Annotated in this window: 26 protein-coding genes; 9 read left to right on the forward strand and 17 right to left on the reverse strand. The window is 60.5% G+C overall.

The window, feature by feature from the left end; all coding sequences use genetic code 11:
* Positions 1-48 precede the first annotated feature (48 nt).
* The 5 genes from ACW5W7_RS11120 to ACW5W7_RS11140 all read right to left on the reverse strand — a co-directional run bounded on the left by ACW5W7_RS11120 (position 49) and on the right by ACW5W7_RS11140 (position 4,477).
* Positions 49-501 (reverse strand): GNAT family N-acetyltransferase, encoded by a 453-nt coding sequence (locus ACW5W7_RS11120; RefSeq protein WP_349917591.1) that lies wholly within the window; start codon positions 499-501, stop codon positions 49-51.
* 42 nt (positions 502-543) lie between these two features.
* Positions 544-915: a VOC family protein gene (locus ACW5W7_RS11125; protein WP_456501736.1), complete on the reverse strand. Its 372-nt coding sequence runs from the start codon at positions 913-915 to the stop codon at positions 544-546.
* Between the two features lie 89 nt (positions 916-1,004).
* On the reverse strand, positions 1,005-1,370 hold the full coding sequence (locus ACW5W7_RS11130; protein ID WP_456501737.1) for a hypothetical protein: 366 nt from the start codon (positions 1,368-1,370) through the stop codon (positions 1,005-1,007).
* A 133-nt stretch (positions 1,371-1,503) separates the two neighbouring features.
* On the reverse strand, positions 1,504-2,955 hold the full coding sequence (locus ACW5W7_RS11135; protein WP_456501738.1) for a chitinase: 1,452 nt from the start codon (positions 2,953-2,955) through the stop codon (positions 1,504-1,506).
* Between the two features lie 319 nt (positions 2,956-3,274).
* A complete protein-coding gene (locus ACW5W7_RS11140; protein WP_456501739.1) occupies positions 3,275-4,477 on the reverse strand; it encodes a methyltransferase in 1,203 nt (400 codons plus the stop codon).
* Between the two features lie 257 nt (positions 4,478-4,734).
* On the opposite strand from ACW5W7_RS11140, the gene ACW5W7_RS11145 reads away from it, so the two are divergent.
* The 3 genes from ACW5W7_RS11145 to ACW5W7_RS11155 all read left to right on the forward strand — a co-directional run bounded on the left by ACW5W7_RS11145 (position 4,735) and on the right by ACW5W7_RS11155 (position 6,935).
* Entirely contained in the window at positions 4,735-5,313 is a 579-nt protein-coding gene (locus ACW5W7_RS11145) for a PhnA domain-containing protein (RefSeq protein ID WP_456501740.1), read from the forward strand.
* 655 nt (positions 5,314-5,968) lie between these two features.
* A complete protein-coding gene (locus ACW5W7_RS11150) occupies positions 5,969-6,604 on the forward strand; it encodes a LysE family translocator (protein ID WP_456501741.1) in 636 nt (211 codons plus the stop codon).
* Positions 6,605-6,731: 127 nt separating this feature from the next.
* The gene (locus ACW5W7_RS11155) at positions 6,732-6,935 is read left to right on the forward strand and encodes a hypothetical protein (protein WP_349917601.1); all 204 of its coding nucleotides are present in this window, start codon (positions 6,732-6,734) and stop codon (positions 6,933-6,935) included.
* Positions 6,936-6,959: 24 nt separating this feature from the next.
* On the opposite strand, the gene ACW5W7_RS11160 is transcribed toward ACW5W7_RS11155, so the two are convergent.
* The 4 genes from ACW5W7_RS11160 to xapA all read right to left on the reverse strand — a co-directional run bounded on the left by ACW5W7_RS11160 (position 6,960) and on the right by xapA (position 10,915).
* On the reverse strand, positions 6,960-7,886 hold the full coding sequence (locus ACW5W7_RS11160; protein ID WP_456501742.1) for a DMT family transporter: 927 nt from the start codon (positions 7,884-7,886) through the stop codon (positions 6,960-6,962).
* 51 nt (positions 7,887-7,937) lie between these two features.
* Positions 7,938-8,732 (reverse strand): deoxyribose-phosphate aldolase, encoded by a 795-nt coding sequence (gene deoC, locus ACW5W7_RS11165; RefSeq protein WP_456501743.1) that lies wholly within the window; start codon positions 8,730-8,732, stop codon positions 7,938-7,940.
* A gap of 73 nt (positions 8,733-8,805) precedes the next feature.
* Positions 8,806-10,068, reverse strand: coding sequence for a NupC/NupG family nucleoside CNT transporter (locus tag ACW5W7_RS11170; protein ID WP_456501744.1), 1,263 nt, complete (start codon positions 10,066-10,068; stop codon positions 8,806-8,808).
* A gap of 19 nt (positions 10,069-10,087) precedes the next feature.
* Positions 10,088-10,915 carry a xanthosine phosphorylase gene (xapA, locus tag ACW5W7_RS11175; protein ID WP_456501745.1) on the reverse strand — a complete coding sequence of 276 codons (828 nt, stop codon included), beginning with the start codon at positions 10,913-10,915 and terminating at the stop codon, positions 10,088-10,090.
* Positions 10,916-11,247: 332 nt separating this feature from the next.
* Here xapA and ACW5W7_RS11180 point away from each other — a divergent pair, with 332 nt between their 5' ends.
* Together ACW5W7_RS11180 and cueO are read left to right on the forward strand one after the other, a co-directional pair.
* Positions 11,248-12,183 (forward strand): LysR family transcriptional regulator, encoded by a 936-nt coding sequence (locus tag ACW5W7_RS11180; RefSeq protein WP_456501746.1) that lies wholly within the window; start codon positions 11,248-11,250, stop codon positions 12,181-12,183.
* A 97-nt stretch (positions 12,184-12,280) separates the two neighbouring features.
* Entirely contained in the window at positions 12,281-13,906 is a 1,626-nt protein-coding gene (gene cueO / locus ACW5W7_RS11185; RefSeq protein WP_456501747.1) for a multicopper oxidase CueO, read from the forward strand.
* Between the two features lie 71 nt (positions 13,907-13,977).
* On the opposite strand, the gene ACW5W7_RS11190 is transcribed toward cueO, so the two are convergent.
* From ACW5W7_RS11190 to ACW5W7_RS11215, 6 genes are all read right to left on the reverse strand, one after another.
* Entirely contained in the window at positions 13,978-14,466 is a 489-nt protein-coding gene (locus ACW5W7_RS11190; protein WP_456501748.1) for a SixA phosphatase family protein, read from the reverse strand.
* 168 nt (positions 14,467-14,634) lie between these two features.
* Positions 14,635-14,943, reverse strand: coding sequence for a putative quinol monooxygenase (locus tag ACW5W7_RS11195; protein ID WP_456501796.1), 309 nt, complete (start codon positions 14,941-14,943; stop codon positions 14,635-14,637).
* 206 nt (positions 14,944-15,149) lie between these two features.
* A complete protein-coding gene (locus ACW5W7_RS11200) occupies positions 15,150-15,518 on the reverse strand; it encodes an SH3 domain-containing protein (protein WP_456501749.1) in 369 nt (122 codons plus the stop codon).
* Positions 15,519-15,719: 201 nt separating this feature from the next.
* On the reverse strand, positions 15,720-16,526 hold the full coding sequence (locus ACW5W7_RS11205; protein ID WP_456501750.1) for a PhzF family phenazine biosynthesis protein: 807 nt from the start codon (positions 16,524-16,526) through the stop codon (positions 15,720-15,722).
* A complete protein-coding gene (locus tag ACW5W7_RS11210) occupies positions 16,516-17,169 on the reverse strand; it encodes a helix-turn-helix transcriptional regulator (RefSeq protein WP_456501751.1) in 654 nt (217 codons plus the stop codon). Before ACW5W7_RS11210 ends, ACW5W7_RS11205 begins: the two co-directional genes overlap by 11 nt.
* A complete protein-coding gene (locus ACW5W7_RS11215) occupies positions 17,166-17,546 on the reverse strand; it encodes a RidA family protein (RefSeq protein ID WP_456501752.1) in 381 nt (126 codons plus the stop codon). The genes ACW5W7_RS11210 and ACW5W7_RS11215 overlap by 4 nt, the downstream gene beginning before the upstream one ends.
* A 705-nt stretch (positions 17,547-18,251) precedes the next feature.
* Between ACW5W7_RS11215 and ACW5W7_RS11220 the strand changes: the two genes are divergently transcribed.
* From ACW5W7_RS11220 to ACW5W7_RS11235, 4 genes are all read left to right on the forward strand, one after another.
* Positions 18,252-18,446 (forward strand): hypothetical protein, encoded by a 195-nt coding sequence (locus ACW5W7_RS11220; protein ID WP_349917628.1) that lies wholly within the window; start codon positions 18,252-18,254, stop codon positions 18,444-18,446.
* A gap of 18 nt (positions 18,447-18,464) precedes the next feature.
* Positions 18,465-18,857: a hypothetical protein gene (locus ACW5W7_RS11225; protein WP_456501753.1), complete on the forward strand. Its 393-nt coding sequence runs from the start codon at positions 18,465-18,467 to the stop codon at positions 18,855-18,857.
* Positions 18,858-19,083: 226 nt separating this feature from the next.
* Positions 19,084-19,374, forward strand: a complete 291-nt coding sequence (locus ACW5W7_RS11230; RefSeq protein WP_349917630.1) for a hypothetical protein — start codon at positions 19,084-19,086, stop codon at positions 19,372-19,374.
* A gap of 88 nt (positions 19,375-19,462) precedes the next feature.
* On the forward strand, positions 19,463-19,885 hold the full coding sequence (locus tag ACW5W7_RS11235) for a hypothetical protein (RefSeq protein WP_456501754.1): 423 nt from the start codon (positions 19,463-19,465) through the stop codon (positions 19,883-19,885).
* Positions 19,886-19,995: 110 nt separating this feature from the next.
* On the opposite strand, the gene ACW5W7_RS11240 is transcribed toward ACW5W7_RS11235, so the two are convergent.
* Positions 19,996-20,388, reverse strand: a complete 393-nt coding sequence (locus ACW5W7_RS11240) for a septal ring lytic transglycosylase RlpA family protein (protein ID WP_456501755.1) — start codon at positions 20,386-20,388, stop codon at positions 19,996-19,998.
* 153 nt (positions 20,389-20,541) lie between these two features.
* Positions 20,542-24,969: a chromosome partition protein MukB gene (gene mukB, locus ACW5W7_RS11245; protein WP_456501756.1), complete on the reverse strand. Its 4,428-nt coding sequence runs from the start codon at positions 24,967-24,969 to the stop codon at positions 20,542-20,544.
* Positions 24,970-24,998 lie beyond the last annotated feature (29 nt).

Consider the following 24,998-nt stretch of genomic DNA (forward strand, 5'->3'; position numbering starts at 1 on the left):
CTCGGCCTGTTCCCTCTCACATAAGCGGGCTCCGCCCGTTCCGCTTCGTCAGACGACTTCCGGCAAGGGCTTCGTGAAGCGGACCTGCCCATCGTCCTGAATGCCGTCATCCCGCCAGCCGAGATGACGATAAAACCCATTCGCCCTGACGGCCCTGTCGGCATCCGTCAGCAGCCATACCTCGCGGCAACCCTGTGCCGCCAGCCAGTGCTCGGCCGCCTGCATCAGCTGGCGTCCCAGCCCCTTGCCTTCATGGCTCTGACGCACGAACAGGGCAAACAGAGTCGCCTCACCGGCATCCGCCATGGCAAAAGCCACCACCCTGCCCTCATCGCAGGCAACCCAGCCGCACCCGCTACCGCACAGCATGGCGGGCAGGCTCTGTGGGGTGATCCCAAGCTCTGCCAGCTCGGCGAGGGACAGATGGTTCTCGCGTACCTGGGTGCGCACCTCGAACATCCCGGCCACATCCGCCGGGGTGGCAATACGTATCGTCATCATATGGGTTCCGGCCCCTTGGCCTTGTCGATTGATAGTGAAGGCTCAGCCCGCCGTCATCTCCTGCAGGGCGATGCGATTGCCCTCGGAGTCCCGACACTCCGCCACCCGGATAGTCTCGCTCACCCGAGTGACAGGGTAGAGCACCAGAGCCCCCGCCGCGAGGGCGCGGCCCATGGCCAGTTCGATATCTGCCACCCTCAGATAGATGCGGGTGCCATCGAGGCTTGGCACATAACTCTCCCCCATGGCCAGAGCTCCCGAGCAACCGGGGGCCGCGTCGTCCAGAGGGAACAGGGCCATGTCGTTGCCATCGATATTGACTCGCTCGAGTTCGAGTCCAAACACCCGTTCGTAGAAACGGATGGCCCGCGCGAGATCCCGTACCGGGATCTCGAAATGGATGGCGATATTCATGACCGACTCCTCCTGTTGATGGCCGCCAGCTGATGCTGCCATGGCCGCTTTTCATCTGTGCAATGAGTGGGGGTGCCCCAAGACGCGACCTACGGTGCCGATCCGGGGGCCCCTTGCCGCACTCTCAGGGCACTGGTTTTCAACGACACACAGGTCATCAGCAGCAAGATGGGTGCCGCCTTGATGCCAAACGCCAGGCTCAACAGGTCATCGCTTTCCCGTAACGCAACCATGAGAAAGCCGCTCATCAGCAACCCATTAACAAGCGGACGGCGGCGTACCTCGTACATCTCAAGCCGGGTATCACAGTGCTTGCAATTGAATTTAAGTTTGGGGCTGATCAGCGTCGCCTTGAATGGAAATAGTCGCTGCTGGCAAACCGGGCAGAGTCGCACTGAAGAGAAGATCATATTGGACTCGAAATGAAAAGGAGCCGCTATCAATAAAGCAGCCATGATTTCAAATCAACTCCCCATATGATGGCGGTACCCGCACCAACGATATCTTGGCGCCTCCCTCATGAATAAAAATGCCGGGAATAGACCCGGCATTTTTATTGTTGATCAGGCTTTGCACATGAGAACCTGATTATTGATCAGGCGCCGGTGCCCAGGGGCCACCCTTGGTGGGATCGTCCCCTTGCGTCCACCACTTGGCCTGATAAATGACGCCTTGATGGCTCACTTTGTTGCCAGCCGTATATACCTTGCTGGCCACCCAGGCTGGAATATCGCCAACGGGCGGATTGGAAGGATCGACCGGGGCGGGATCCAGCTTGGCGACAATTCTGACCTTGGGCCAACTGGCATGAGAGCCATAGGCATTGGTCACACACTTCTCATAATCCCCCGGCACCAGTGCCGAATAAGCGGTCTGAAAGCCCACCAGCTCGCACTCGAAGGAATAACCACCAGGTCTGTCGGCGTAATATTTCCAGTTGCCATCCCAGTTGGTATAAAGCACATCGGTGGCGCCGTTCAAATTCAGACTGCCGTAAGGGGTCTGCTGCCAGCAGGTATTTTTTTCATCTGCCAGCAGGGGGATCCCGTAATGGGCTGCCAGCCCTTCCCAATAACGAATGCGGTTGACCGGTTGCCCCTTGTCTTTATTCTGCTCGCCACATTCGATACCGCCATTGATGACGTTGATGGTGGTGCCAAAACCATAGCCAATTCCGGCGGCAATCTCGCGCTGGGAGGGAACCCAGGTACGATCAATCACATGCAGCATGGCGGGCTTGGGGGCCTGCGGGGTCAGGAAGAACCAGATGGCCGAGGCCAGGTTCAGCCAGGAGTCGGCAACCCGGCCGGGATCGTTGAGCAGCACGCTGGCATCCCCATCGAACATCGCCTCGGAGAAGGCGCCGTAGTTGAAGTGATAGGAGAGCTGCTTGGCCCCGCGGCCAAAATAGCCCTGGCCGTTGGCACAAGGCCATTTCTTGTTTTGCCAGTCATTCTGGCCACAACCCGTGGTATAGCCAGTCTGCCCTTCCGACCACCCCATCTCCCGCACATGTACCAGCGCCTGCTGCCACTCTTCCAGGCCGAGGGGATTATCCGAACTGTTATTCTTGGCGATGTGACCACCGGTCTCCTGGGCGAAATGGGCAAAGGCGGTCACGATGGATTTCTTGCAGATGGCATCCGCATTGCGACCATCGGTATATTCACCACAGAAGGCGGGGAATTTACCGACGGCGCGCAAGAAGCGCTCATAGGTATATTCAGGCGCGGCCATCTGGGTGAGAAAGTCCCAATCCGATTCCGTAAATACCCGCTCGACCCGTTTCACGTTTTCCGGATTGCTGGCAAGGCGCGGCACTATGGCATCCACGATGACATTGGGGCGCGTGGCCAAGGCCTTTGACCAGACACCATACATGGGATTGGCCGTCTTGGATTTTTCAACGGCCGTTATATCGGCAGCGGCAATCACATAGCCACCGCTATTTTGTGGATCGGGCTGAATATTCATGGCGGCCTGCGCCGAGGAGGCGCACAGCGCCGTTACCAGCCAGGCGCAGAACTTGGGTTGAAACATGATGGCAATCCTTGTCGTGAAATAATGGACAGGCCGAGCATAGGCGTTTGAATTACTAAATTCACGACGAGAATTAAGAATCTGATGATTCTGTGAGCTATTTCACTTTGTGATAACGCGCCCCCTGGATTATTGCCTGCGGCGATATTCCAGCATCGATGAGAGGGATATAAACATTTAACGACGGTGCGCTGGCAAAAATAGGTTGCCCGGTCCCATGAGCCAGGCCTGCTTTCCCCTCAATATCCGCTGATACGGCCAAGGTTGAGACCAGCGGCCTGATATGGCTTGCGCTGCCGGGCCGCAATAGGGCTGGCGATCAGGGGAGTACCGCCCGGATAAGAATGTTGCGCGGTGTCACCGGTTTGTCGCAAAACACCCCCACCTCCACCCGATAGCCCTGCTCTTGCAGGAAGAGAGCGCGATCGAGCATGAGCCAGATCTCCAGCGGGCGGCGAAACAGGTGGCGTACCAGCTCCATGCGGGCGACATCCCCGTAGCGCTGCTCTCCCTTTGCCAGGAAGGCGGCATAGTCGAACCCGGCAGGCAGCACCAGTCCCTTGCGCTCGGCGGCCCAGCCACAGAATGCCTCGAAGCCGTCGGTGAGCAGACTCTTTTGCATATTGGGTACCGGCATATAGGCATCCACCCCGCGCACCGCCCGCTGCAGGCAATCAAACGCCAGGCGCCACACCACCTCTTGTTCGCGCAGACGGGCGATGCGGGCACCGCCGGTCACCGTCTCCTGCAGCGGCAACTTGAGATCGCTCTTGCCAAGGTGCAAACGGCTGGCCTTCGCCGCCTCGGATAGGGGCCGATAGTGGTCGTCGCGAATAAGGTGATAGCAGCAGGGGGAAAGCGTCACTCCCCTCGCCCCCCGTTCGGCGACCCGCTCCAGCAGATGGGTATGCAGCTCGCCACAGGCGTGCAGGGCCATGGCGTGGTGCTCCGCGCCGATGAGGGCTCCCGACTCGGGGGCGAAGGCGTCGGCCTTCACAAACTGCATCCTGGCGCCGTCCCGGGTCGCCAGCGCGCGCCCCTCCTCGCACAGCTGACCCTGCAACTCCAGGCTGGTCACCTCCGCCCCCCGATGCAGGGAGACCAGGCGCCCAAGGTGTCCCTTGCCGGCACACCACTCCAAGTAGGGCCCCTGATGGGCTGGCAGAGTACCGACGAAGGCCTCAATCTGGGCCTGCTTGCGTCCCGGCATATACATCGCCATCCCCTTGCCGCAGGTGATGGGCTCGGGGATGAAGGGATCAAGCTCACTCAGGGCATGCAGCTCGGCCCCTTGCGGGATCCAGGGGGCGAGCAGGTCGCACAGCGCCCCCATGTCGGCGTCGAGCGCCATGACCTCATCCAGACCGAGTGCATTGAGGCAATCGGCCAGGGCGGGTGTCTCCTCGGCGAAGGCGAGGCTCAGGTGGTGATAGGGCTGGTATTGCCACCAGCGCCGGGTCTGCGTCAGCAAGCCGTCCAGTTGTTGAAAGCGATGAGCGAGCAAGGCAAGCTTGTCCTGCAATAAAAAGGAGGCTCATTCTAGCGATCTGCCGCCAAAATGCATCCCTTGCCCACCTCGATACACGGCCACCGTCCAGCCTGCATCGGCCACTCCGGCAAAGATGCGACGCCGCTCACCAAGGTCCCTTGTCTGGTAGCCACGCAACCCCAATGCCCCGGGTAGCCTGACAAACAACGTGGATTTGTGCTATATTCCGCCCCCTTGTTAGCACGGCACGCTCTGGCGGGCCGTTTTCCCCCTATAAACGGAATCGAAACATGACCATCAATGCCATCCTGCAAGCGCGCGCGGGCGCCAAGTGTGAACTCTGTGGAGCAGAGCACGTCCTGACTGCCTTCCCGGTGCCCCACTCCCCCGCCAGCGACGACGATCATAGCGTGGCGCTCTGTGCCACCTGCCGTGGTCAGCTGGAGCAGCCGGACACCACAGTGGTCAACCACTGGCGTTGCCTGGGTGATAGCATGTGGAGCCAGGTCCCTGCGGTACAGGTGATGGCATGGCGTCAGCTCAAGGCCCTGGCTGCTCGTGGCGAGATCTGGGCGCAGGACATGCTGGACATGATGTACATGGAGGAAGAGACCAAGGCCTGGGCCGAAGCGGGCATGGCAACCGATGATGACGACAGCGTCCCCACCGTCGACTCCAACGGCGCCGTTCTGGTGGAAGGAGACTCGGTCACCCTGATCAAGGATCTGGAGGTCAAGGGCGGCGGTTTCACCGCCAAGCGCGGCACCCTGGTCAAAGGGATCCGCCTGACCAACAACCCTCTTCACATCGAAGGCAAGGTCAATGGCGTGCAGATCGTGCTGGTCGCCGCCTACCTCAAGAAGGCCTGATCCCCCCTGACGGCATTGCCATCAAAGCGCCCACCGGGCGCTTTTTTATTGCCAAACCATTGATGCAAAATCTGTTTTCTTCGCCTTCCTGGGCCAGGGTTTTCCCATCAAAAGCGTCATCACTTGACTCTTGATGCGGATTTTTTGCTTGCTTTGTGGACAAATAACACTAGGTTGTAGAGACGCTGGTGACGGGGGAAACAGGCAGAATGAGTCCGTTCCTCCCTCGGCCGGACGCCAGAGCCACAACTCGGGACAAGGCGCATCGGGCCACAGCACCATTCACCCAACCATCAGTGCGATGTCGATGGAAAGACCCTCAAGGGCAACGCGCCGCCCTTCAAACAAGGAGAAATACCATGGCCAAAGCGTCCAAAAAAGAGATCAAGAAGCAGATCAAATCCCGCGAAGCGAAGATCGCCAAGCAGGAGAGCAAGATCAAGAAGCTGAAGAAAGCCCTGAAATAGGGCGTGACAGCAATAAAAACCGCCTAATGGCGGTTTTTTTATATCTCTGGCTACCAGTAATCTCATAAGCAGCAGGCTGTGCTATCCCGATATGGCGGCTGCACGCTGCCCGAAAAGGAACCGACAAGCCGCTGGACGGGGCGTCAAATTCGCTGGCATCATGCTGCTTTGGCATCAAGGAAGTGCTCATGGATCCGCACACATGGATGTTGTTCCTGCTGGCCTATCTGCTGGCGACGCTGACCCCGGGCCCCAACGTGCTGCTGGTGGTGAAAAACGGTCTTCAGTACGGCTGGCGTGCCGCCATCATCAGCATTCTCGGTAATCTTTGCTGCCAGGCCATGCTCATTACCCTGGTCGCCATGGGGGTGGGTGCCCTGCTGCAAACCCTGCCCCCCCTCTTCATCGCCCTCAAGCTGGCAGGGGGTGGCTATCTGGTCTATCTCGGATACAAGGCGCTGCGGGCGGCCAGGGAAAACGCACCGGGTACGCGCCCCTCAACCGGCCAGCAGCGCACCAGGACGACCCTCTCTTTCTTGCGGGAGGCCTTTTTAGTCTCGGCCAGCAATCCCAAGACCATCATCTTCCTCTGTGCCCTGCTGCCCCAGTTTCTCGATCACCAGAGCCCACTGCCCCTGCAGTTCATCACCATGTATCTCACCATCTGCATCATCGTCAGCCTGGTGCACCTTTGCTACGTTGCCCTGGCAAAGCGCGCCGGTCGCTACTTCCATACCGGGCGCAGCCAGCGTCTGTTTGGTCGCATCACTGGCGGGCTCTTTATCACCCTGGGCGGCGCCATCCTGCTGAGCGGGCGGCCCTGAACTCCCAGCCTCTCCTCCTTTGATGAACTATCTGCGCCATCGGTGCCGCTCGGGCGCCGCGGATCCCGGCACTGACGGCTAAAGTTGTGAATACGTGTCTGTATATGTGCCTGTCGTGGAGCACCATATGTTTTCTTACACCCTCAGCTTTCGCGAAGAAGCCGACAAACTGACGGCCCCCGAGCACGAAATCGCCCTGCAAAGCCCCGCCCAGGCCGGGGATTTCATCATCCTCTCCGACGGCAGTCGCCATCAGGTGATGCTGGTCACCCACCGTGCCCACTACAGCAGCCTCTATCTCGACAAGGGGGTGAGGATACCCCAGAGCTGACAAGGCCCGCCGGCAACAGCGATGTCAGCCAGCGCCGGCCTGAGTGCGGACGGCACCGCGGGCTGGCGCCCACACCATCATCCCCATGGCGACCAGAACCCCGGCTATTCCCCCACCCACCTGTTGCCAGGGAATGGCACTGCCCAGCCACCGATCGCAGAGCAGCACCAGCACCGGAATGAGGAAGGTGTAGGCCGATACCTGCTCCGGCCGCAGCACCACGCTACCTTGCTGGAACAGGAAGAAACTCAGGGCCGTGGCGAAGAGCGCCAGATACCCCATGCCCAGCCAGAGCGGCAGGGTGACGGCCTGCCAGTCTGCGGCCAGCAAACGGGGGGCCGTCACCAGCGTGAGCAGGACGCTGGCGCAGATCAGGGTCCAGCAGGTGAGATGAACGAAGGATTCCCCCCGATAGCAGCGCTTGACCACGATGGGGTTGAGGGCCATGGCCACGCAGCCGAGCAGATAGAGGCGGTTGCTGGCGGTCAGCTTCAGCGATGCCAGCTGGCCGAGATCGCCCCGAAAGATGATGAGGGCCGCGGCGACCATGCCTCCCATCAGGGCCAGCCCCGTCCACAGGCCGATGGGTCTTCTCATGATCACCATGCCGGCCAGCGCGCTGATCAACGGCACTGTGGTATAGAGCGCACTGGCATCCAGGGCGCTGGTCTCCTGCAAGGCCACGAACATCGCGACGAAGTAACAAAGCGCCGGCAAGCAGATCAGGGTATAGCGCCCCAGATCCCGCCATGAGGGCAGTACCAGCTTGCGCTGACCCGTCAGCAACACCACGAAGCAGAGCGCCGCCAGCAGGTAGCGTACCCAGGTGACCACCAGGGGATCCAGCGCCGCCGTCAGGGCGCTGCCGATGGGGAAAGAGAGGCTGATGAGCAGGGTGAACAGCAGCACCTTGCCGTGGGCCAGGGCGACAGGGAAACGATGATGGAACATGGAATGGATCTCTGATGAAGGCCCCGGGAGGCGCCATGGGATTGCCGGGACTCAATAGGCGGATGCGGACGCCACCCCCTCTTCCTCTTCATTCAACACCGCCAGCAACTGCGTGAGCAGGCTGGAGGCGCCGAAGCGAAAATGGGCCTCATCCGGCCAACGCTCGCCAAGCAGCTCCTGCGCCATGCCCAGATAATCGGCGGCCTCTTGTGCACTGCGCACCCCGCCCGCCGCCTTGAAACCGACCCGCTGCCGGGCTCCCGAGTCGGCGATGGCTGCCAGCATGATGCGGGCGGCTTCCGGGGTGGCATTGACCGGCACTTTACCGGTGGAGGTCTTGATAAAATCGGCGCCCTCCTCGATGGCGAGCAGAGAAGCGGCACGAATGAGTGCGGGCGTCTTCAACTCGCCGGACTCGATGATCACCTTGAGCACCCTATCACCGCAGAGTGCTTTGCAGCGGCGTACCAGTGCCCGGGCAGGCGCCTCGTCCCCGGCCATCAGGGCGCGCCAGGGGATCACCAGATCGATCTCGTCCGCGCCGTCAGCCAGCGCTGCGCGAGTCTCGGCCAGCACGGCGTCCGGCTCCTGATCCCCACCGGGGAAGTTCACCACGGTCGCGACCTTGATCGCCGAGGTGTGCTGGGCAGCGAGGGCCTGGCGCGCCAGGGCGACAAAACGGGGATAGACACAGACCGCGGCCGTGTGGCCATGCGGGGTCGCCGCCTGTTGGCAGAGCGCCAGGATGCGAGCATCGGTGTCGTCGTCGTTGAGGCTGGTGAGATCCATCAGGCTGATGGCCAGGCGGGCGGCCTGTTTGATATCCAGAGGATTGGCTGGGGACATAAGAAGCTCCGACAAGGTTGAAATCAGGGTCATAAAAAGGGGCGCCGCAGCGCCCCGCACAGAGAGGTGAGCGTCAGAGCGCCAGGGAGAAGAAGATCCCGGCGATGGCAGCACTCATCAGGTTGGAACAGGTGGCCGCCAGCACGGTGCGCAGACCATGGCGGGCGATGAAATCGGTCCGTGAGGGGCAGAGGGTACCGAGGCCGCCGATCAGGATCCCCATGGAGGCCAGGTTCGCAAAGCCGCACAACGCGAAGCTGATGATCACCTTGGATTTTTCCTCCAGCACCTGCAGACCGGCCGCGCTCACGGTGCTCGCGTCTTTCAGGTAGGGAGCGAGATCGCTGTAGGCGACGAATTCATTCACCACCAGCTTCTTGCCGATCATGGCACCGGCAACACCGATATCCGCGAGCGGCACCCCCAGCAGGAAGGCGAGCGGCGAGAAGATCCAACCCAGGATGAGCTCAAGAGAGAGGGGCATGCCGACCATCTCCCCCACCCCGCCGAGCAATGTATTGACGAGCGTAACCAGCCCTATCATGGCGATCAACATGGCACCGATGGCGGCGGCCAGCTTGAGGCCACTGCTGGCCCCCTCTCCGGCGGCAGCCAGCACGTTTTCCGGTTTCTTGCCATCGAACTGGATGCTGTTGTCGAACACATAGTCCGGCTGACTGGTTTCGGGGATGATCAGCTTGGCAAACAGTATGCCCCCTGGCGCTGCCATGAAGGAGGCCGCCAGCAGGTATTGCATGTCCACCCCCATCATGGCGTAGCCCGCGAGCACGGTGCCGGAGACCGACGCCATGCCGCCACACATGACGGCGAAGAACTCGGAGTCGCTCATCTTCGACATATAGGGCTTGACCACCAGGGGGGCCTCGCTCTGGCCGACGAAGACGTTGGCCACCGCCGACATGGACTCGGTCTGGGAGGTGCCGAGCAGCCTGGCCATACCACCCCCGATGACACGGATCACCGCCTGCATGATGCCGAGGTAGTAGAGCACGGCGATCAGCGCCGAGAAGAAAACCACCAGCGGCAACACGTTGAGGGCGAACACGAAACCGATGCCGTCCACCGAGAAGTTGACCAGGTTGCCAAACAGGAAGTGGATACCCGCCTTGCCGCTCGCCAGCACGGCGTCCACCCCGTGGGCCATCCCCTCCAGTGCGCGCCGTCCCAGCGGCACGTAGAGCACCAGCGCGCCGATGGCCACTTGCAAGGCCAGCGCCAGCCCGACGGTGCGCAGGCGAATGGCCCTGCGATTGGTCGAGGCGAGCACGGCGATGAGCACGAGGGCCGCCATGCCGAGAAATCCTGCTGCAAACATATGACCTCCTGGTCAGCCGTTACTGGAAGTGGCGCTGCACGAAGGCGTTGATGAGGCAGATGAAGTCCGCTTCCGCCAACTTGGCACACTTGAGGGTCTGCTCGTGGGAGAGCTGCACGTCACCCAGCCCCTCGGCCATGTTGGTGATGGCGCAGATAGCCAGCACCGGCAGACCGCAATGGGCGGCGCTGATCACCTCGGGCACCACCGACATGCCCACCACGTCACCGCCGATGATCTGCATCATGCGGATCTCGGCGGCAGTCTCGAAGCAGGGGCCGCTGTAGGAGACGAAGACCCCCTGATTGACGGCGATCCCCTCTGCGTCGGCAATCGCCTGCGCCTCTTGCCGCAATGTCTTGTCATAGGCGTTGGCCAGGCTGAAGAAGCGCGGGCCGTAGGCCTCGTCGTTGGCGCCCGTCATGGGGGTGCCCGGCATGGTGTTGATGTGATCGTTGAAGATGACCAGGGAGCCGACCCCGATCCGCTCGGGGCGCAATGAGCCGGCCGCATTGGTCACCAGCAGCAACTCGCAACCCAGGCGCTTGAAGGTGCGCACCGGGGTGGTCATCACCTTCATGGTTTCGTGCTCATAGTAGTGACCACGCCCCTTCATGCAGATGACGTCGACGCCATGCAGTTTGCCGAGCACCAGCTCGCCGCTGTGACCGGCCACGGTACTGACCGGGAAGCCGTCCAGCTCTTCGTAGGGGATGCTGACTCTCTCTTCCAGCGCATCGGCCAACACCCCGAGACCCGATCCCAGGATCATGGCGGCCCGGGGGGAGAAGCCCGGCTTGCGGGACAAAATGGTGGCGACGGCATTCAGAACGGGATCTTGTTGCATGGGATGAACCTCGTGAGTGATGACTGATGGGCTCACTCTAGGGAAGACACATAGCTAAAAAAATCATTAAAATCGGTTCTTTTATCCTGATTTTCGGCACAATAAACCCATCAGCATGGCGAGCCGGGAGGGAAAACCGGCAAAAATGACGCCAATTGACGCCATTTTGTTGCCATGAAGAGAGCATGAGGGGTAAGCGGGCCCCACGAGCGGAGGTCAAAGTGTGAACCGGATCCCCTGCGCCCCCCGCAGGCAGGGGCCTGCCCGTGGCGGCGAATGCCCAATGTTTGACGGGGATCTCACCCCGCCTCATCAATCCACCGGAGGTTATCTTGTCCCTGGACAGTCACTGGCGCGAGCGCGTCACCCTCAAGATGCTACGCTACTTCCACGAGGTGGCGCGCAGCGGTCACTTCAGCCGGGCCGCCGAGCAACTGAACGTCTCCAAGTCACCGCTGAGTGCCCAGATCAAGGAGCTGGAAACCGTGCTCGGGCTGACCCTGTTCGAGCGCCACACCCGCCAGGTCAGCCTCACCCCCACGGGGCGACGGCTGATGGAGGAGTGCACCCTGCTGTTCGATGTCCTGGAAAGCGGCCTCAACAAGGTGGTGCAAGCGGGACGGATGGAGCACAACCAGATCCGCATCGGGCTGGTCAGCTCCATCTTCTGGGCCGGTTTTGGCGAGGTGATCAGGCAGTGTCATCGGCTGCATCCCGAGTACGAGATCACCTTTACCGAGTTGTCGCCGGAGAAACAGAAGCTGGCGCTGGCCAACAAGGAGATAGACCTGGGCCTTGCCCGCTTTGCCGACACCTTCAACATCCACCCCCTGCAGGCCGAGAGCGTCTATCCCGAGTCCATGATGCTGGCGGTATCGGATGAACACCCGCTGCGGGATCGCAAGCGGGTCTCCCTCACCGAGCTGACGGGCGAGCGCTTCGTACTGATGAGCCGGGCCAACTCGGCCTCCACCGATCTCATCATCAACGCCTGCCTGATGGAGGGCTTCTATCCCCAGCTCAATCAGGAGGTGGTTGAACCCAATACCCTGATGGCCGTGGTCGCCACCAGTCAGCAGGTAGCCCTGGCGCCTGCCAGCTATGCTCACCAAAAATGGCCGCACGTGCGTTTCGTGCGCCTAGAGCAGCCGATCCCGGCCGATGTCTGCGTACTCTATGCCCCCGAGGAGGCCGGGAAGCCCATCGCGCCTGTGCTTCGCGACTTCATCGACACCATGAGCCAGCAGATGAACCCTGACCCTCGATGAACGAACAGGGTACCCGGGTACCTGTGGTCGGCTTGACCTTCCATCAGGGGGAAGAGCCAAGGTTGCCTTGACCATGATTTCCCAGGAGATGAATGCGATGAACAGACGTGACTTTTTGATCCGAAGCGCCCTGCTCGGCCTCGCCGGTGCACTGCCCCTCTCCTACACCCGTTTTCTCTCCGCCGCCGAAGCCCCCAGCCTGCCCATCCCGCCCCTGCTCTCCCCGGATGCCCAGGGCAATATCGCCCTGACCGCCAAGGCGGGTGTCACCGCCTGGCGCGGCAAGGAGGCGGTGACCTGGGGATACAACGGTGCCCTGCTCGGCCCGACCCTGAAACTGCGCACCGGCCAGGCCGTCCAGCTCCATACCCTGAACCAGCTGCCGGAAACCACCACAGTGCATCTGCACGGCCTGGAGATCCCGGGCGATGCCGACGGCGGCCCCCAGGCCATGATAGGACCGGGAGAGACCCTCACCAGCCGCTTCACCCTGACCCAACCCGCCGCCACTTGCTGGTACCACCCCCATGCCCACGGCAAGACCGGACGTCAGGTGGCCATGGGGCTCGCCGGCCTCATTCTCATCGATGACGAGGAGAGCGCCCGCTGGCCGCTCCCCGCCCGCTGGGGCATCAACGATCTGCCCGTGGTCATTCAGGACAAGCGGCTCGACGGCAAGGGACAGATCGATTATCGGCTCGATGAGATGAGCGCCGCCGTGGGTTGGTTCGGGGACTTGCCCCTGGTCAACGGCGCCCTGGCCCCCCAGCATCAGGCACCCCGCGGCTGGGTGCGGCTGCGGATCCTCAATGGCTGCAACGCCCGCTCCCTGCGCCTGGCCCTCGATGACAACCAACCCTTCTATGTGATCGCCTCGGACGGCGGCTTCCTGCCCGAGCCCGTCAAACTCACCGAACTGGAGGTGCTGATGGGGGAGCGCTTCGAAGTGCTGGTAGAACTCCAGGACAAGCGCGTCGAGTTGCTCGCCCTACCCGTCAGCCAGATGGGTATGGCCTTGCCCCCCTTCGATCAGCCGCTGCCGCTGCTCACCCTGACTCCCGCCTCCCAGGGCATCACATCGAGCCTGCCGGATCAGCTGAGAAGCCTCCCGCCCCTGCCCACCGAGGATGGGAGCTGGACTCGTCGTCACTTCCAACTCTCCATGGATCCGGCGCTCGACAGGATCGGCATGCAACGACTGATGGAGCAATATGGACCGGCGGCCATGAGCGGCATGAGCATGGCCGAGCACGGTGCCCCGGCCGACAAGCCCATGCCAGCCATGAAAGGAATGAAGGACATGAAAGGCATGGATCACGGCGCCATGGCGGGGATGTCCCAGGGTGCGGACGCAGGCATGACGCCGCTGGGAGAGCGCCTCTTCAGTGCAAATCGCATCAACGATCAAGCCTTCGAGATGGGCGTGCCGGCCTTTGAGGCCAAGCGGGGCAAACTGGAACACTGGACCCTCTCCGGCAAGGGGGACATGATGCTGCACCCCTTCCATATCCATGGCGCCCGTTTTCGCATCCTGAAAGAGAACGGCCTCACGCCCCTGCCCCATCGCAGCGGCTGGAAGGACATGGTCAGGGTCGAGGGGGGTGAGAGCGAGGTGCTCATTCAGTTCGATCACCCGGCCCCCAAAGAGCGTGCCTACATGGCCCACTGCCACCTGCTGGAGCACGAGGATACCGGCATGATGCTCTCCTTCACGGTGAGCTAGGGAAATCGGGAAAAACAGGCAGGGGCGAAGGCCCCTGCTGTCATGAAGGCGAGGCGCCCGATGACACGGGCTTACGGCTGCTTGGGGCAATCAAACCAGACACGAACTGGAACGAGGCCAGGGATGACCGACCAGGACGCCCCCTCGAATAGAAAACGGGCCATGGCGCAGGTGGGCATCCGGGTGATCCCCCGGGAGAAGCGGTGAGCCAGCGCAGTGAACTCGGGATCATGCCCCACCAGCATCACGCACTTCTTGTCGTCTGCAAGCTCCTCTATCAGCGCCAGCAGGGTGCAAACCTCTCCCTCGTATATCCGCTCATCGAAGGCTATCTCCCCAGGATATTGAAGCGCATCGGCAAGCAGGCGCGCCGTCTCCCGTGCCCGACAAGCGGGGCTTGAGAGGATCAGATCCGGTATCACCCCCTCCTGCGCCAGGCGCCTGCCCATCATGGGGGCGTCGCGCTTGCCGCGCTCGGCCAGTGGCCGCTCTCTATCCGGCAGATCTGCCTCATCCCAGCTGGACTTGCCGTGACGTACCAGCACCAGGGTCCTCTTCATGTCACCTCCCATGAGCCAGGCTTATCGCCTTCCCTCCCCAGCACGGCAGACGGGTGTTTCACCCATCCACCGCTCGGGTCTCTGTTCACATCGCCAATCCCCTTGGCAAGGATAGCGAAGCCAGGGTCCGCATCGCCGGGACATCGCCTCTCAAAAGCGGTGTGTTCATCAGGCCAAGGGGCCCACCTCCTCCAGGAAGATGAGACGCAGGGGTTCGGCCAGCAGCACATCGGCCCGGCTGGCAAAGGCCTGGAAATAGTCGGTGGCACAATGATCATCGAGCGCTGCCCGGCTGACGAAGGCTTCCCGCATATAGAAGGTGCCCGGTTCATCCTTGAGCTCGAACAACACGTGATCAAGGTTGCCCGGCTCGCGCCGGGTCGGCGCGACGAGCTTTTGCAACTCGCGCCGCAGCGCCTCTCCCATGCCCGCTTTGGCCTTGAGTACCGCTATCGACACCAGCTTGTCTGCTTTCATCATCACACTCCCCTATCAAGAGACACATGGACCAAGGATGCCCCTCGCCGCGACTTGCCAGCGGACCATGGACACATCCTTCAAGATGAGAGGCAGTGTAAGAGCAGGTTATTGATGGATATAGACGGACAATATGGACAGACTGTTCATCCTATTGAACAGCAGACGAAGGAGCACAGCAGAGCGTCCGTGGCGCCACTAAGGGTTTATGGCTCCCGCAGCGCTTGTAGATTGGCCAGTGGCACCCAGCCAGAGGCCGTTCCCTCGGCGTTGTCACACCAGATCCAGCCGTTGATCATCCGATGGCCAATCAGCTGATCACCCGGCTGCACGTTCAGCTCCCGGGCCGTGCAGTCCTCCCGGGCACGGGCCTGGCCCTTGTCCAGCCACTCGATAAGCTGAGCCGGCACCCAGCCCCCTTGCTGGCCCGCACACTGGCAGAAGAACCAATCCTGCCAATCCTCTGCCCCTTCATACCGCTCACCCACCATAAGCGGGGTGCCCTTGATGAAGGTGATGGGCTCCGGGTATTCGCTGCGATGGGCGCTGATCACCAGCCAGGCGTTGTTTTCCATACTCCTATCGCTCCTTATTCCTATTGCTCCTTGCGGATCCTCTTCGGATCCTGGCGGGTATCAAGGCGGGTATCGGCTCCCGACATCTCGGCTAGCAGGGTGACCCAAAGGCGAGGTCCTGCTGATGGCGCCGCCAATCATGTGCTCACCCTGGTTGATACATGCTTGATGGTGCAGGCACATCTGGTGCGGCCTGATGGATTACAGCAGGAAGGTACCTTCAATGGTCATGCGGGCCTCGCCATATAGCTCCACGCGACCATCATCACGCACCAGGCAGCGGAGTGTCCCCTTGCGTGCCCCCCCTTGCTGGGCAATCAACTCCCGCTTGCCTGTGCGAGCGGCCCAGAACGGTGCGAGGAAGGTGTGTGCAGAGCCGGTCACCGGATCCTCGTTGACGCCGACCTGAGGCCCGAACCAGCGGGAGACAAAGTCGAAGCGATCATCGGCCGCCGTCACGATGACACCACGGGTATCAAACTGCACCAGGGTATTGAAATCCGGGGCCAGCCCTTCAATGACTTCTTTGTCATTCACCAGCACGATCAAGTCATCGGACCGCCATACCCCGACTACCTCGCCATCAATACCCAGAGCGGTCAGCAGACCGGCGGGTGTCTCTATCGGTGTTGCCACCTTGGCCGGGAAATCCATGCAGAACTCATGACCCGAGCGAGTCACCGTTAGCAGCCCGCTGCGGGTGTGAAACCGGATCGGCTCATCGGCATGGCCCAGTTTGTTGAACAGTACCCAGGCGGCTGCCAGGGTCGCGTGGCCACACAGATCCACTTCAACCCCGGGGGTAAACCAGCGCAGGTGATAGCCATCATTCGTCGGAATGAAGAAAGCCGTCTCTGACAGATTGTTTTCAATGGCGATGGACTGGAGCACCTCATCTTCCAGCCAGGTCTCCAGGGGACACACCCCGGCCGGATTGCCACCAAAGGGCTGGGAGGTAAAGGCATCCACTTGATAGAAGGGGATCCTTGTCGAGCCACTATTGTTCATCAAATCTCTCCAGATAGTTGTAAATCGTGTATCGCGTCACCCCCAACGCCCTGGCGACATGATTGACACTGCCTTTTATCTTGAAAAAGCCCAGCCCATGAATCTCGGACACGACACGCCGTCTGAAATCAATCTTGCTCTCAGCCCCGGTCTGCCGGTATCGCTGCAACACGTCATCAAGCGTCTGGAGGGAAATCGTGCTCGATTTGCCACCCGTCTCCTCCTCCATGCTGGCGGGCTGGAACAGATAATCCAGGTCGCGTTTCAGCTGATTGACCGCTTCCATATCGACGTTGAGACAGAAGGCAACCAAAGGTACGCCACCCTCGCCGTAATAGATGGTCGATGCGCTATTCAAGCGCTTCCCGGTCGCCGTTCTCGACACATAACCGCTGAAGGTGCGATATCGGGTATCGGATGCCCCATCGAGCAGCCCCAAGAATCCCATGTCATCATCCGGGCCGGACAGGAGGGCATCCCCTTCGCACCGGCCACTCACGTGCCCATTGACGATACCGATGACGGACTCTTCAGGCCGGGTCAGATCATGCAATACGGCTTCGGTATTGGCGGGGATGGTGGTCTTGAGGGTTTCGAGGGATGCCATCAACACGGTGAGCAGACTCTCGCGATCCAGATTCATGCCGCCCCTCTCGTTGCCGCTATTGCCTGGACTTCGATCTCCACATCCAACCCAAATGCCAAGGTGCTGCTGGTCACCGAACGGGCCGGAAAGCCGCTCGTAAACCAGTTGCGATATTCGGTATTGAATTCGGCGAAGTGCTTCATGTCGCTCAGCCACACCTGCACCCTGACCACATGGTCGAGATCCACCCCGGTGCGGGCCAGCGTCGCCGCGATAGATTGCATGATCCGCCTGGTTTGCTCCGTGACCGACCCCTGCAAAGGCTCACCCGTGGTACTCATGGATACCTGGCCCGATAAAAAAACAAAACCGTTCGCTTTCACCGCATCGGCAAACGGAAAAGGCTTGCTGGTGGCATAACGTTCGATGGTCATGGGTCTCATACCCTTGGGTTGCACCTGATGGCCACAAGATAGCACTCCGACTCGGGATTTTTAAACAACTTTTTATTTATCAACATCGCAATGTTTAAAAATGAAGGAAGGATCTGGCAGAAACATCGACCGACCAACCCACTGCCAAGCAGCAAAAATCGGGCAGATCAGGCTGCGGTGTCGGATCGGCGCCACAACCTCACCCAGGCATTGGGTGAGCCGGCTATTCATGTCTCCATGTCGTGCTCATCGGTGAGCCGCGTCGATGACTTCCCAGGGAGATCCCTTATGGATGATCCCATCAATCGTTATTGCTGCGTGATATGACGCTGTGGCAATAACAGACGATTAAATAAATGGATTTATTGGCTTCATTTAACGCCAGGTGATTAATTGTAATCAATTTTATTTATGACATCTCAAATACCAATACCTATTCACATATTCAACAACAGTTGCACTCACCATACCCAACCAAAAATTAACACTTAAGGGGTATTTTTATTTTTATCCATTAAAATCAAACAGATAAAACAATATAAAATGCCAGGTCTGACCTCTTTATTTTTACTATTTAGAAAAACTATGATGTTCATCACATTCCAGGAGGAACAATGTCATTAACCGATTGGAAAACAGGATCTGAATTATCAGATGTCGTCCCCGAAAACAGAAAACGTTTTACCAATCCATAGGAGTAATTATATGAGAACCACCTTGATGGCATTAATCATCATCGGAGCCAATCTATTTCTGGCTGGCTGTGTCACCACCTCTGGCAGCCAACAATATCGCCAGGATAACGATATGATCACCCGAGATGGCATCGCACTCCCGGACTGCGAAACGCTGCCGGATGCCAGCCAGGCCGATAATGGCTCACGCTGCTGGTACCGTTAACAGGAGAGGGTCAACGCCATGAAAAAGTGGAACATGATATTGATGATCGCGATGACAGGAGTCTGTGCCCAACCGGCCTTTGCCATCAGTGAAGCCTATCGCGCGCAATTGGAACAATCCGGCTGTACCCAGGTCAGTGAGGCCAATGGCACCTGTGAAATCAAACCCGCTCGGTATCGACACGGACAGGATGTGGCGTCATACCGCGACCATCGCGATGCCACCCATGAGATCCTGCAAGATCTTGATTCACACATCGCGGGTGATTATCAGGGAGAAGCCGTGGACTATATGGAAGGCAGCGGTTGGCATGCCATGAACGACGAACATACCCGCTGGCGAAAGTCCGGCGTCATTGTGGAGTTTGATATGTCGCCATCGGGCAGAATAGCCGGCGTCACGATCAATTAGTCGCTGTCATTCACTCATACCGATATACACAATCATTATTTTTATTTGGCAGCGAACGACAGGTTTAACATTTATTTTCTGACAATAAATAACAGCCATCCATCTGACTGAAATATCTCACTGCCTGTTATTTTTTTGCTTGCAACATAACAACAAAACGGACCACAGACTACGGCTATGGTCACATTGGAAACAGTTCAACATTAATATATGGAAGTTGTTTGCTATGAAAATGGTATTCATCAGGCAATGCGTCGGCATATTGGTGGTCACGGTCAGTCTGACCGGCTGTGCCATGGACAATATGACGACAACCCAGAAAGCCTTGCTGGTCGGCAGTGCCGCCGCTGCGGCAGGCGGGATCGCATACGGCATCCACAAAAAACATGAAGCCGACAAGGCGAAACATGAAAAGGATGAAGATAACCGCCACAAGGAAAATACCTATCATGCCCACCGACATCACAGTGACCAGCGCGAGCAATGTTACGACTACGAGGGACATTGGCAGTGTTGATCTCCCCTCCCCCTGACCAGCACTGACGTAGACTCATCTCCCAGAAACCCGGTTTGGCTTTTTATTTCTCATTAACTGGATAGATACCATGAAACACAAACAGATGATCCTGAGCCTGTCACTCCTCCTCGGCATCACCCTTGGCGCCATTGCCCCTGCCCACGCGATCAGCGACGCCTATCGGCAGAAGCTGGAGCGCAGCGGTTGTACCCAGATGACGGATGGCAATGGGTGCGACATCCACAAGACCCGCGCCCAAAACCACGCGGCGGCAGCGGTGCACCCATCGGCCCCTGCGACCCTCTCCACCAACAAGGTGGCCGAAATCCTTGACCGTGCTGTCAGCAACAAACCGCTGGATGCGGCGGTGACAATTCTGCTGGGTGCCGGATGGCAACAGGACGACGACAATGGTCTGGTCTTTTATAAGGAGAGCTACCAGGCAACCCTGGATGTGAACCAAAAAAATGATGTGGTGATGGGAACATCCGTCACGACCCACAGAGGGTGACACTGTTGCAGCCCGCCCTCCGGCGGGCTGCATGCCAAGGGGAGCCTCCCAGTAAAACTGCCACCTTCCGAACCCACAGGACAAGCCGCCTGCGTGTTGTCTCATGCGAACTAGTTGACCACTTCGAGATTGACCCTGACCAGGCCGGATCTGAGGTTGCCGATGCTGCTGAAGGCGGCCTTGGAGAGATCGATCACTCTCCCCCTGGGGAAGTTGCCCCTGTCGTTGACCCGCACCACCACGCTCTTGCCGTTCGCCACGTTGGTCACCTTCACCAGGGAGCCGAACGGCAGTGTCATGTGGGCCGCGGTGTTGGCACCGTTATTGTACCGCTCGCCGCTCGCCGTCTTCCGGTTGTGATAGCGGTCCGCATAATAGGAGGCAAGCCCGGTCTGGGTATAACCGCGCCAGTCCCCCCCCTTGTCCGCCTCCGGCTGGCTGCTGCAGGCCGCCAGCAGCAGGCTGAAGGAGACCAGCAGCCCTTTTTGTACCCTGCCTCTCATGCGCTCTTCCATCGCCACTCTCATCACCACTTTTTGCACCAATCTGGCCCCTGCCAACAGAGGCCTACTCTCTCACATTTGCCATGGAAAACGGGAGGCCCTGGCCCCCCGTTTTGCGTATTGCTCCGTCAGCCCCTGTCAGGGGAACCCGGATCAGGCAATGAGCTTGTCATCGGCGAAACCAAAGCCGCGCAGCCCCACCACGTGCACGTGCTCGTGCTTGCCCTGCACCTTGCGGATGAGCTTGTAGGTGGTGCCCTTCTCGGGGCTGATGTTCTCCGGCGCCGCGATGAGCAGCTGCATGTCCTGACGCTCGCACAGCTCGAACAGGGTGGCGATGGACTTGCCATCAAGGCGCGCCGCTTCGTCCAGGAACAGCAAACGACAGGGGGCGATGTCCTTGCCGCGCAGACGGCGGGACTCCTCCTCCCAGCTGATGAGCACCATCAGCAAGATGGCCTGACCGGTACCGATGGCCTCGCCGGTGGAGAGCGCTCCGCTCTCCGCCCGCAGCCAGCCGTCTGCCCCGCGCTGCACCTCGATCTCCAGCTCCAGGTAGTTGCGATAGTCCAGCAGGATGTCTCCCATCACCTGATAGCTGCGCTCCCCCTGTTCAATCTGCGGGTTGAGACGCTGGAACAACTTGGCCATGGCCTCGGAGAAGCTGAGCTCCTTGTCGGCGAACAGATCGTTGTGCATGGCGGTCTGATCCGCGAGCGCGGTCAGCAATCGGGTGTGAGCCTCGCGGATATTGACGTTGAGGCGCACCCCGCGCACCAGACCGAAGGCGATATTCTGCAGGCCCTGGTTCAGCACCCGTATACGGTTCTGCTCCCGGCGGATGATGTTGGTGATCTTGGCCGCCACCTCGTGGGAGGAAAGCGACAAGTGAGTCTCCCGCTGCTTGAGCTCATCGGCGAGGCGCGCCAGCTCGATCTCCATCTCCTCGATGGCCTCCACCGGATCGTCCGAGCGGATGATGTCGTTGCGAATGCGATCCTTCAAATAACGATACACCTGCACGTAGAAGGCGACCTTCTGCTCTGTGTTGCGGTTGCCCTCGGACAGACGCAGCGCATCGCGCAGGGCCTCGTCGTGCGCCACGGCGACGCGAAGGGCGCCGAGAGCCTTGTCCGACATGGATCTCAGCTCGTCGCTGTCAAGATACGCCAGCTCGCGCTTGTTCAGGCGCTTCTCGACGTCGGTGTCGCGGGCCAGACGCACCACTCGCGACCAGCTCGCCTTGTGGCCCACCAGGGATTTGCGGGCACCGAAGTAGTCTTTGCCTTCGAGCTTCAGACGGCCGCCGAGGGATTCGATCTCCCGCTTGGTCACCTGCAACTGGGCCTCGGCGCTGGTGCGACGGGAGCGGGTGCGAATGAGCAGCTCTTCGATCTCTTTCTTGTGGGCGCGGGACTTCTCTTCCATGTCTTCGGAAAGAGTCAACCCCATGGCCCCCAGCTCCTGCTCGAACTCCGCCAGAGTCTGCCCCTTGGCCGACGCGCTGGAATCGAGCGCGGTGCGCAGTTGCAACGCCTCTGTGTGGCGCTGGGCGATCTGTTTGTGCTGCTCACCTTCGGTTCTGGCAGTCAATTCCGCTGCCTTGAGCTTCTCTTTCAGGCGTTCACTCATCTCGGACGCCTTGCCGAGCAAGTCTTGTGCGTCCTGATAGGCGAAATGCGGCAGGCGGGCCACCAGCTGATCCAGGGCATAGACACGGCGTTTCTGCTCCGCCAGCAACCCGTTCACCTCGTCGTAGGTGGCCTGCAGGGCGGCGAGATCCTGCGGATCCTGACGCAATACCTGCACCTTGCCCTCGAGCGTCTCCAGCGCCTTGCCGTGCTTGGCGATGAAGGCCTCCGCCTGTTTCAGGCTCTCCACATCGGCGCGGGCACCTTCGAGACGCGCCGCCAGATCCCCTTCCTCAAACAGATGGGCATAGGGCAGCATGGCCTGCACCAGCTGGATGTGGCGGGTCAGCTGGGCACCGGCGGCCTTGGCCTCGGCGAGCTGCTTGTCGCACTCCCCCATGGCTCCCTGCAACTTGCGCAGCTCGCTCTGCTTGGCGTCCACTTCGGCTTCCGGATCCGGACGGAATGCGATGTCCAGATGCTGGCCGATGAAGTCGCGGAAGTGACCATAGAGGCGGTGATACTTCTGCTGCTCGAAGGCGGCCTTGGCGTAGCCTTCGATGAGGTTTTCACGCTCAAGATCGAGCTGCTCGATGCGCTTCTCGCGGGCGGCGCGGCCAAAGAGCGGCAATTCGGGGTAGCGGGAGAAACGCACCTGGCGTTTGCTGCTGCGCACCAGCACGGCGTCGCCGAGCTCGTCCGCCTCCACCAGATCCTCATCAAAGGAGTCAGGATTACCCTGAATGAGGTAGATATCCTCCGGGCAATCTTCCAGCTTCTTGAGCCGCTCGATGGCACCTTCAAGGTCGAGCACCACCAGGGCGCTGCGAGCCGGGCCGTAGAGGGCGGAGTAATAAGGGGCATCGTCGATGGAGATGTCGTCATAGACATCGGAGAGCAGCACGCCCCCCACCTGCTCGGCGATGCGGGCAAGGCGCGGATCCGCCTCTCCGGCCCCCAGCTGGAGGTTGCGAATTTGCAGCTCCAGCGCCTGCTTCTGGGCCTGGATGCGGTTGCTCTCCTGCTCGAACTCCCGCTCCTTGTCGAGCACGGTCTGCATGCCGGCGGAGAGCGCTTCGGCGCTGGCCAGCGGCAAGCCGCTCTGCTCGCGCAGTTGCTCGAGTTTTTCAAAGGATTTCAGCCAGCGCGGCGCCAGTTTGGTTAATTCGCCAATGTCACGGCCAAGCTGGGCACCCTGGTGCTCCAGGCTGGCACGGCGCTGAGCTGTCTCGGCCTGCTGCTCGGCCAGCTCTTCCTGGCGGGTGCGCTGGGCTTCGAGGAAGAGTTCCAGCTCGTCGCTGCTGCCGATCTGCTGGCCTGACGCCTCGGTCAGTTCATCCCGCAGCTTGAACAGGGTTTTCTGGCTCTCGCTCTCTTTTTCCAGGCGGGCCAGGGTGGCGCGCAGCCCCTGCCCCTGATTGACGCGAGCCTTGTCTTCGATATGACGCTTGAGCAGAGCCTGGGCGGTGGGCCAGGCGGCCTCGCGAGCGGTCTCGGGGGCGATGCCAAGGAGCAGCGTCAGGGCCGCTTCGTGTTCGGCTACCGCGGCCTTCGCCAGGGCGAGCTGCTGCTCGGCTCCCAGCACCCGGCTGGTGAGGCTCTGCTCGGTGCTGCGCAGTTGATGCAGGGTCTCGCTCGCCTGCTCGGCGGTCAACCCCGGCAGCTCGCACTGCTCGCGGGCAGCATCGAGGGCCTGCACTGCCTGGCGGTACTGGATGGCGCGGGTCTGCTGGATGTCCAGCGCCTGCTGATAGTCGGCAAGCTGGGTCTTGAGGCTGTCTACCTCGGCGATCGCCAGTTCCCGGCGCTCCTCCACTTCCAGCAACTGGACGTGGATCTCCTCCACCACCGCCTGCTGCTGCTCCAGCTTGTCATTGAGTTCGGCGAGATCGGCACGATAGAGCGCGATCTTCTTCTGCAGGGCCACCGCCGCCAGCACCCTGGCCAGGTGTTCGGCGGCGGACTCCAGCTCGTCGGTCAAAAGCTTCTCGCGGCCGGTGAGCTGATCCACCTCGTCCGCGAGATAGATGGCACGCTGCTTCTCTTCGGCAAGCAGACGGCGCTTGCCCGCCAGCTCCGCCCGGGCCTTCAGGGCCAGCTCGGAGAGGCGGCTCTTCTCGGCACTGCCCCGCACATACTCCGCCGCCACGTAATGGGTGGTTTCGGTGATGAGGTTCTTGAACAGATCCCGCTGGCCTTGCGTCTCCTTGATGGCCTCCAGGGTACGGCGGTTCTCGTAGATGGCCGCCTCCATGTCCTGGAACGCCTTGCGCACCCCGGAGTTTTCCGGCAGCAGGTATTCGCGCAGGGAGCGGCTGATTGACGAAGAGATGCCGCCGTAGAGGGAAGCCTCGATCAAGCGGTAGAACTTGCCGCGATCTTTTTGATCACGCAGCTTCTTGGGGGTGATGCCGAACTCGAACATGAAGTTGTGATAATCGGTCACCGTATTGAACTTGGCGAGCTTCATGGCGCCAAGTTCGGCGGCCGCCCCCTTCAGGTCGGTGAAGGCGCGCACCCGCCCCTTGCCGCCTTCGAGTTTTTCCAGCAGGAGATCCGTGGGGGACAGCTCCTGGGGCACATCCACCAGCGCGAAGGGGGTGATGTTGACCTTGTTGTCCCGGTTCGCCACCTGCTCCAGGTGAACACCGACCCAGATCCGCTGCTCGCGGCTGTTCATCACCTCCAGCACCGAGTAGCAGTGGCCGCGCTGCAGCTTGCCGTAGAGCCCCTTGTCACGGGACGCACTGCTGGAGCCCGCCTCCGTGGTGTTGCGGAAATGGAGCAGGGACTGATCGGGGATCAGGGCCGCGATGAAGGCCGCCATGGTGGTGGACTTGCCCGCCCCGTTACCGCCGGACAGCGTGGTGACCAGCTGGTCGAGATCGAAGGTGCGGGCGAAGAAGCCGTTCCAGTTGACCATGGTCAGGGATTTGAATTTGCCTCTCACGCCGCACTCTCCATCACAGCCATCATCCC

This window comes from Aeromonas intestinalis, assembly GCF_054052485.1.

What these genes read in the sequence shown, in the direction of transcription:
- ACW5W7_RS11145 (WP_456501740.1), top strand. Translation starts at nt 4,735, where the DNA reads ATGACCATCAATGCCATCCTGCAAGCGCGCGCGGGCGCCAAGTGTGAA.
- ACW5W7_RS11230 (WP_349917630.1), top strand. Translation starts at nt 19,084, where the DNA reads ATGAAAATGGTATTCATCAGGCAATGCGTCGGCATATTGGTGGTCACG.
- cueO (WP_456501747.1), top strand. Translation starts at nt 12,281, where the DNA reads ATGAACAGACGTGACTTTTTGATCCGAAGCGCCCTGCTCGGCCTCGCC.
- ACW5W7_RS11195 (WP_456501796.1), bottom strand. Translation starts at nt 14,943, where the DNA reads ATGAAAGCAGACAAGCTGGTGTCGATAGCGGTACTCAAGGCCAAAGCG.
- ACW5W7_RS11240 (WP_456501755.1), bottom strand. Translation starts at nt 20,388, where the DNA reads ATGAGAGGCAGGGTACAAAAAGGGCTGCTGGTCTCCTTCAGCCTGCTG.
- ACW5W7_RS11120 (WP_349917591.1), bottom strand. Translation starts at nt 501, where the DNA reads ATGATGACGATACGTATTGCCACCCCGGCGGATGTGGCCGGGATGTTC.
- ACW5W7_RS11155 (WP_349917601.1), top strand. Translation starts at nt 6,732, where the DNA reads ATGTTTTCTTACACCCTCAGCTTTCGCGAAGAAGCCGACAAACTGACG.
- ACW5W7_RS11235 (WP_456501754.1), top strand. Translation starts at nt 19,463, where the DNA reads ATGAAACACAAACAGATGATCCTGAGCCTGTCACTCCTCCTCGGCATC.
- ACW5W7_RS11205 (WP_456501750.1), bottom strand. Translation starts at nt 16,526, where the DNA reads ATGAACAATAGTGGCTCGACAAGGATCCCCTTCTATCAAGTGGATGCC.
- deoC (WP_456501743.1), bottom strand. Translation starts at nt 8,732, where the DNA reads ATGTCCCCAGCCAATCCTCTGGATATCAAACAGGCCGCCCGCCTGGCC.
- ACW5W7_RS11160 (WP_456501742.1), bottom strand. Translation starts at nt 7,886, where the DNA reads ATGTTCCATCATCGTTTCCCTGTCGCCCTGGCCCACGGCAAGGTGCTG.
- ACW5W7_RS11170 (WP_456501744.1), bottom strand. Translation starts at nt 10,068, where the DNA reads ATGTTTGCAGCAGGATTTCTCGGCATGGCGGCCCTCGTGCTCATCGCC.
- ACW5W7_RS11225 (WP_456501753.1), top strand. Translation starts at nt 18,465, where the DNA reads ATGAAAAAGTGGAACATGATATTGATGATCGCGATGACAGGAGTCTGT.
- ACW5W7_RS11220 (WP_349917628.1), top strand. Translation starts at nt 18,252, where the DNA reads ATGAGAACCACCTTGATGGCATTAATCATCATCGGAGCCAATCTATTT.
- ACW5W7_RS11150 (WP_456501741.1), top strand. Translation starts at nt 5,969, where the DNA reads ATGGATCCGCACACATGGATGTTGTTCCTGCTGGCCTATCTGCTGGCG.
- ACW5W7_RS11210 (WP_456501751.1), bottom strand. Translation starts at nt 17,169, where the DNA reads ATGAATCTGGATCGCGAGAGTCTGCTCACCGTGTTGATGGCATCCCTC.
- xapA (WP_456501745.1), bottom strand. Translation starts at nt 10,915, where the DNA reads ATGCAACAAGATCCCGTTCTGAATGCCGTCGCCACCATTTTGTCCCGC.
- ACW5W7_RS11130 (WP_456501737.1), bottom strand. Translation starts at nt 1,370, where the DNA reads ATGGCTGCTTTATTGATAGCGGCTCCTTTTCATTTCGAGTCCAATATG.
- ACW5W7_RS11135 (WP_456501738.1), bottom strand. Translation starts at nt 2,955, where the DNA reads ATGTTTCAACCCAAGTTCTGCGCCTGGCTGGTAACGGCGCTGTGCGCC.
- ACW5W7_RS11125 (WP_456501736.1), bottom strand. Translation starts at nt 915, where the DNA reads ATGAATATCGCCATCCATTTCGAGATCCCGGTACGGGATCTCGCGCGG.
- ACW5W7_RS11200 (WP_456501749.1), bottom strand. Translation starts at nt 15,518, where the DNA reads ATGGAAAACAACGCCTGGCTGGTGATCAGCGCCCATCGCAGCGAATAC.
- ACW5W7_RS11215 (WP_456501752.1), bottom strand. Translation starts at nt 17,546, where the DNA reads ATGACCATCGAACGTTATGCCACCAGCAAGCCTTTTCCGTTTGCCGAT.
- ACW5W7_RS11190 (WP_456501748.1), bottom strand. Translation starts at nt 14,466, where the DNA reads ATGAAGAGGACCCTGGTGCTGGTACGTCACGGCAAGTCCAGCTGGGAT.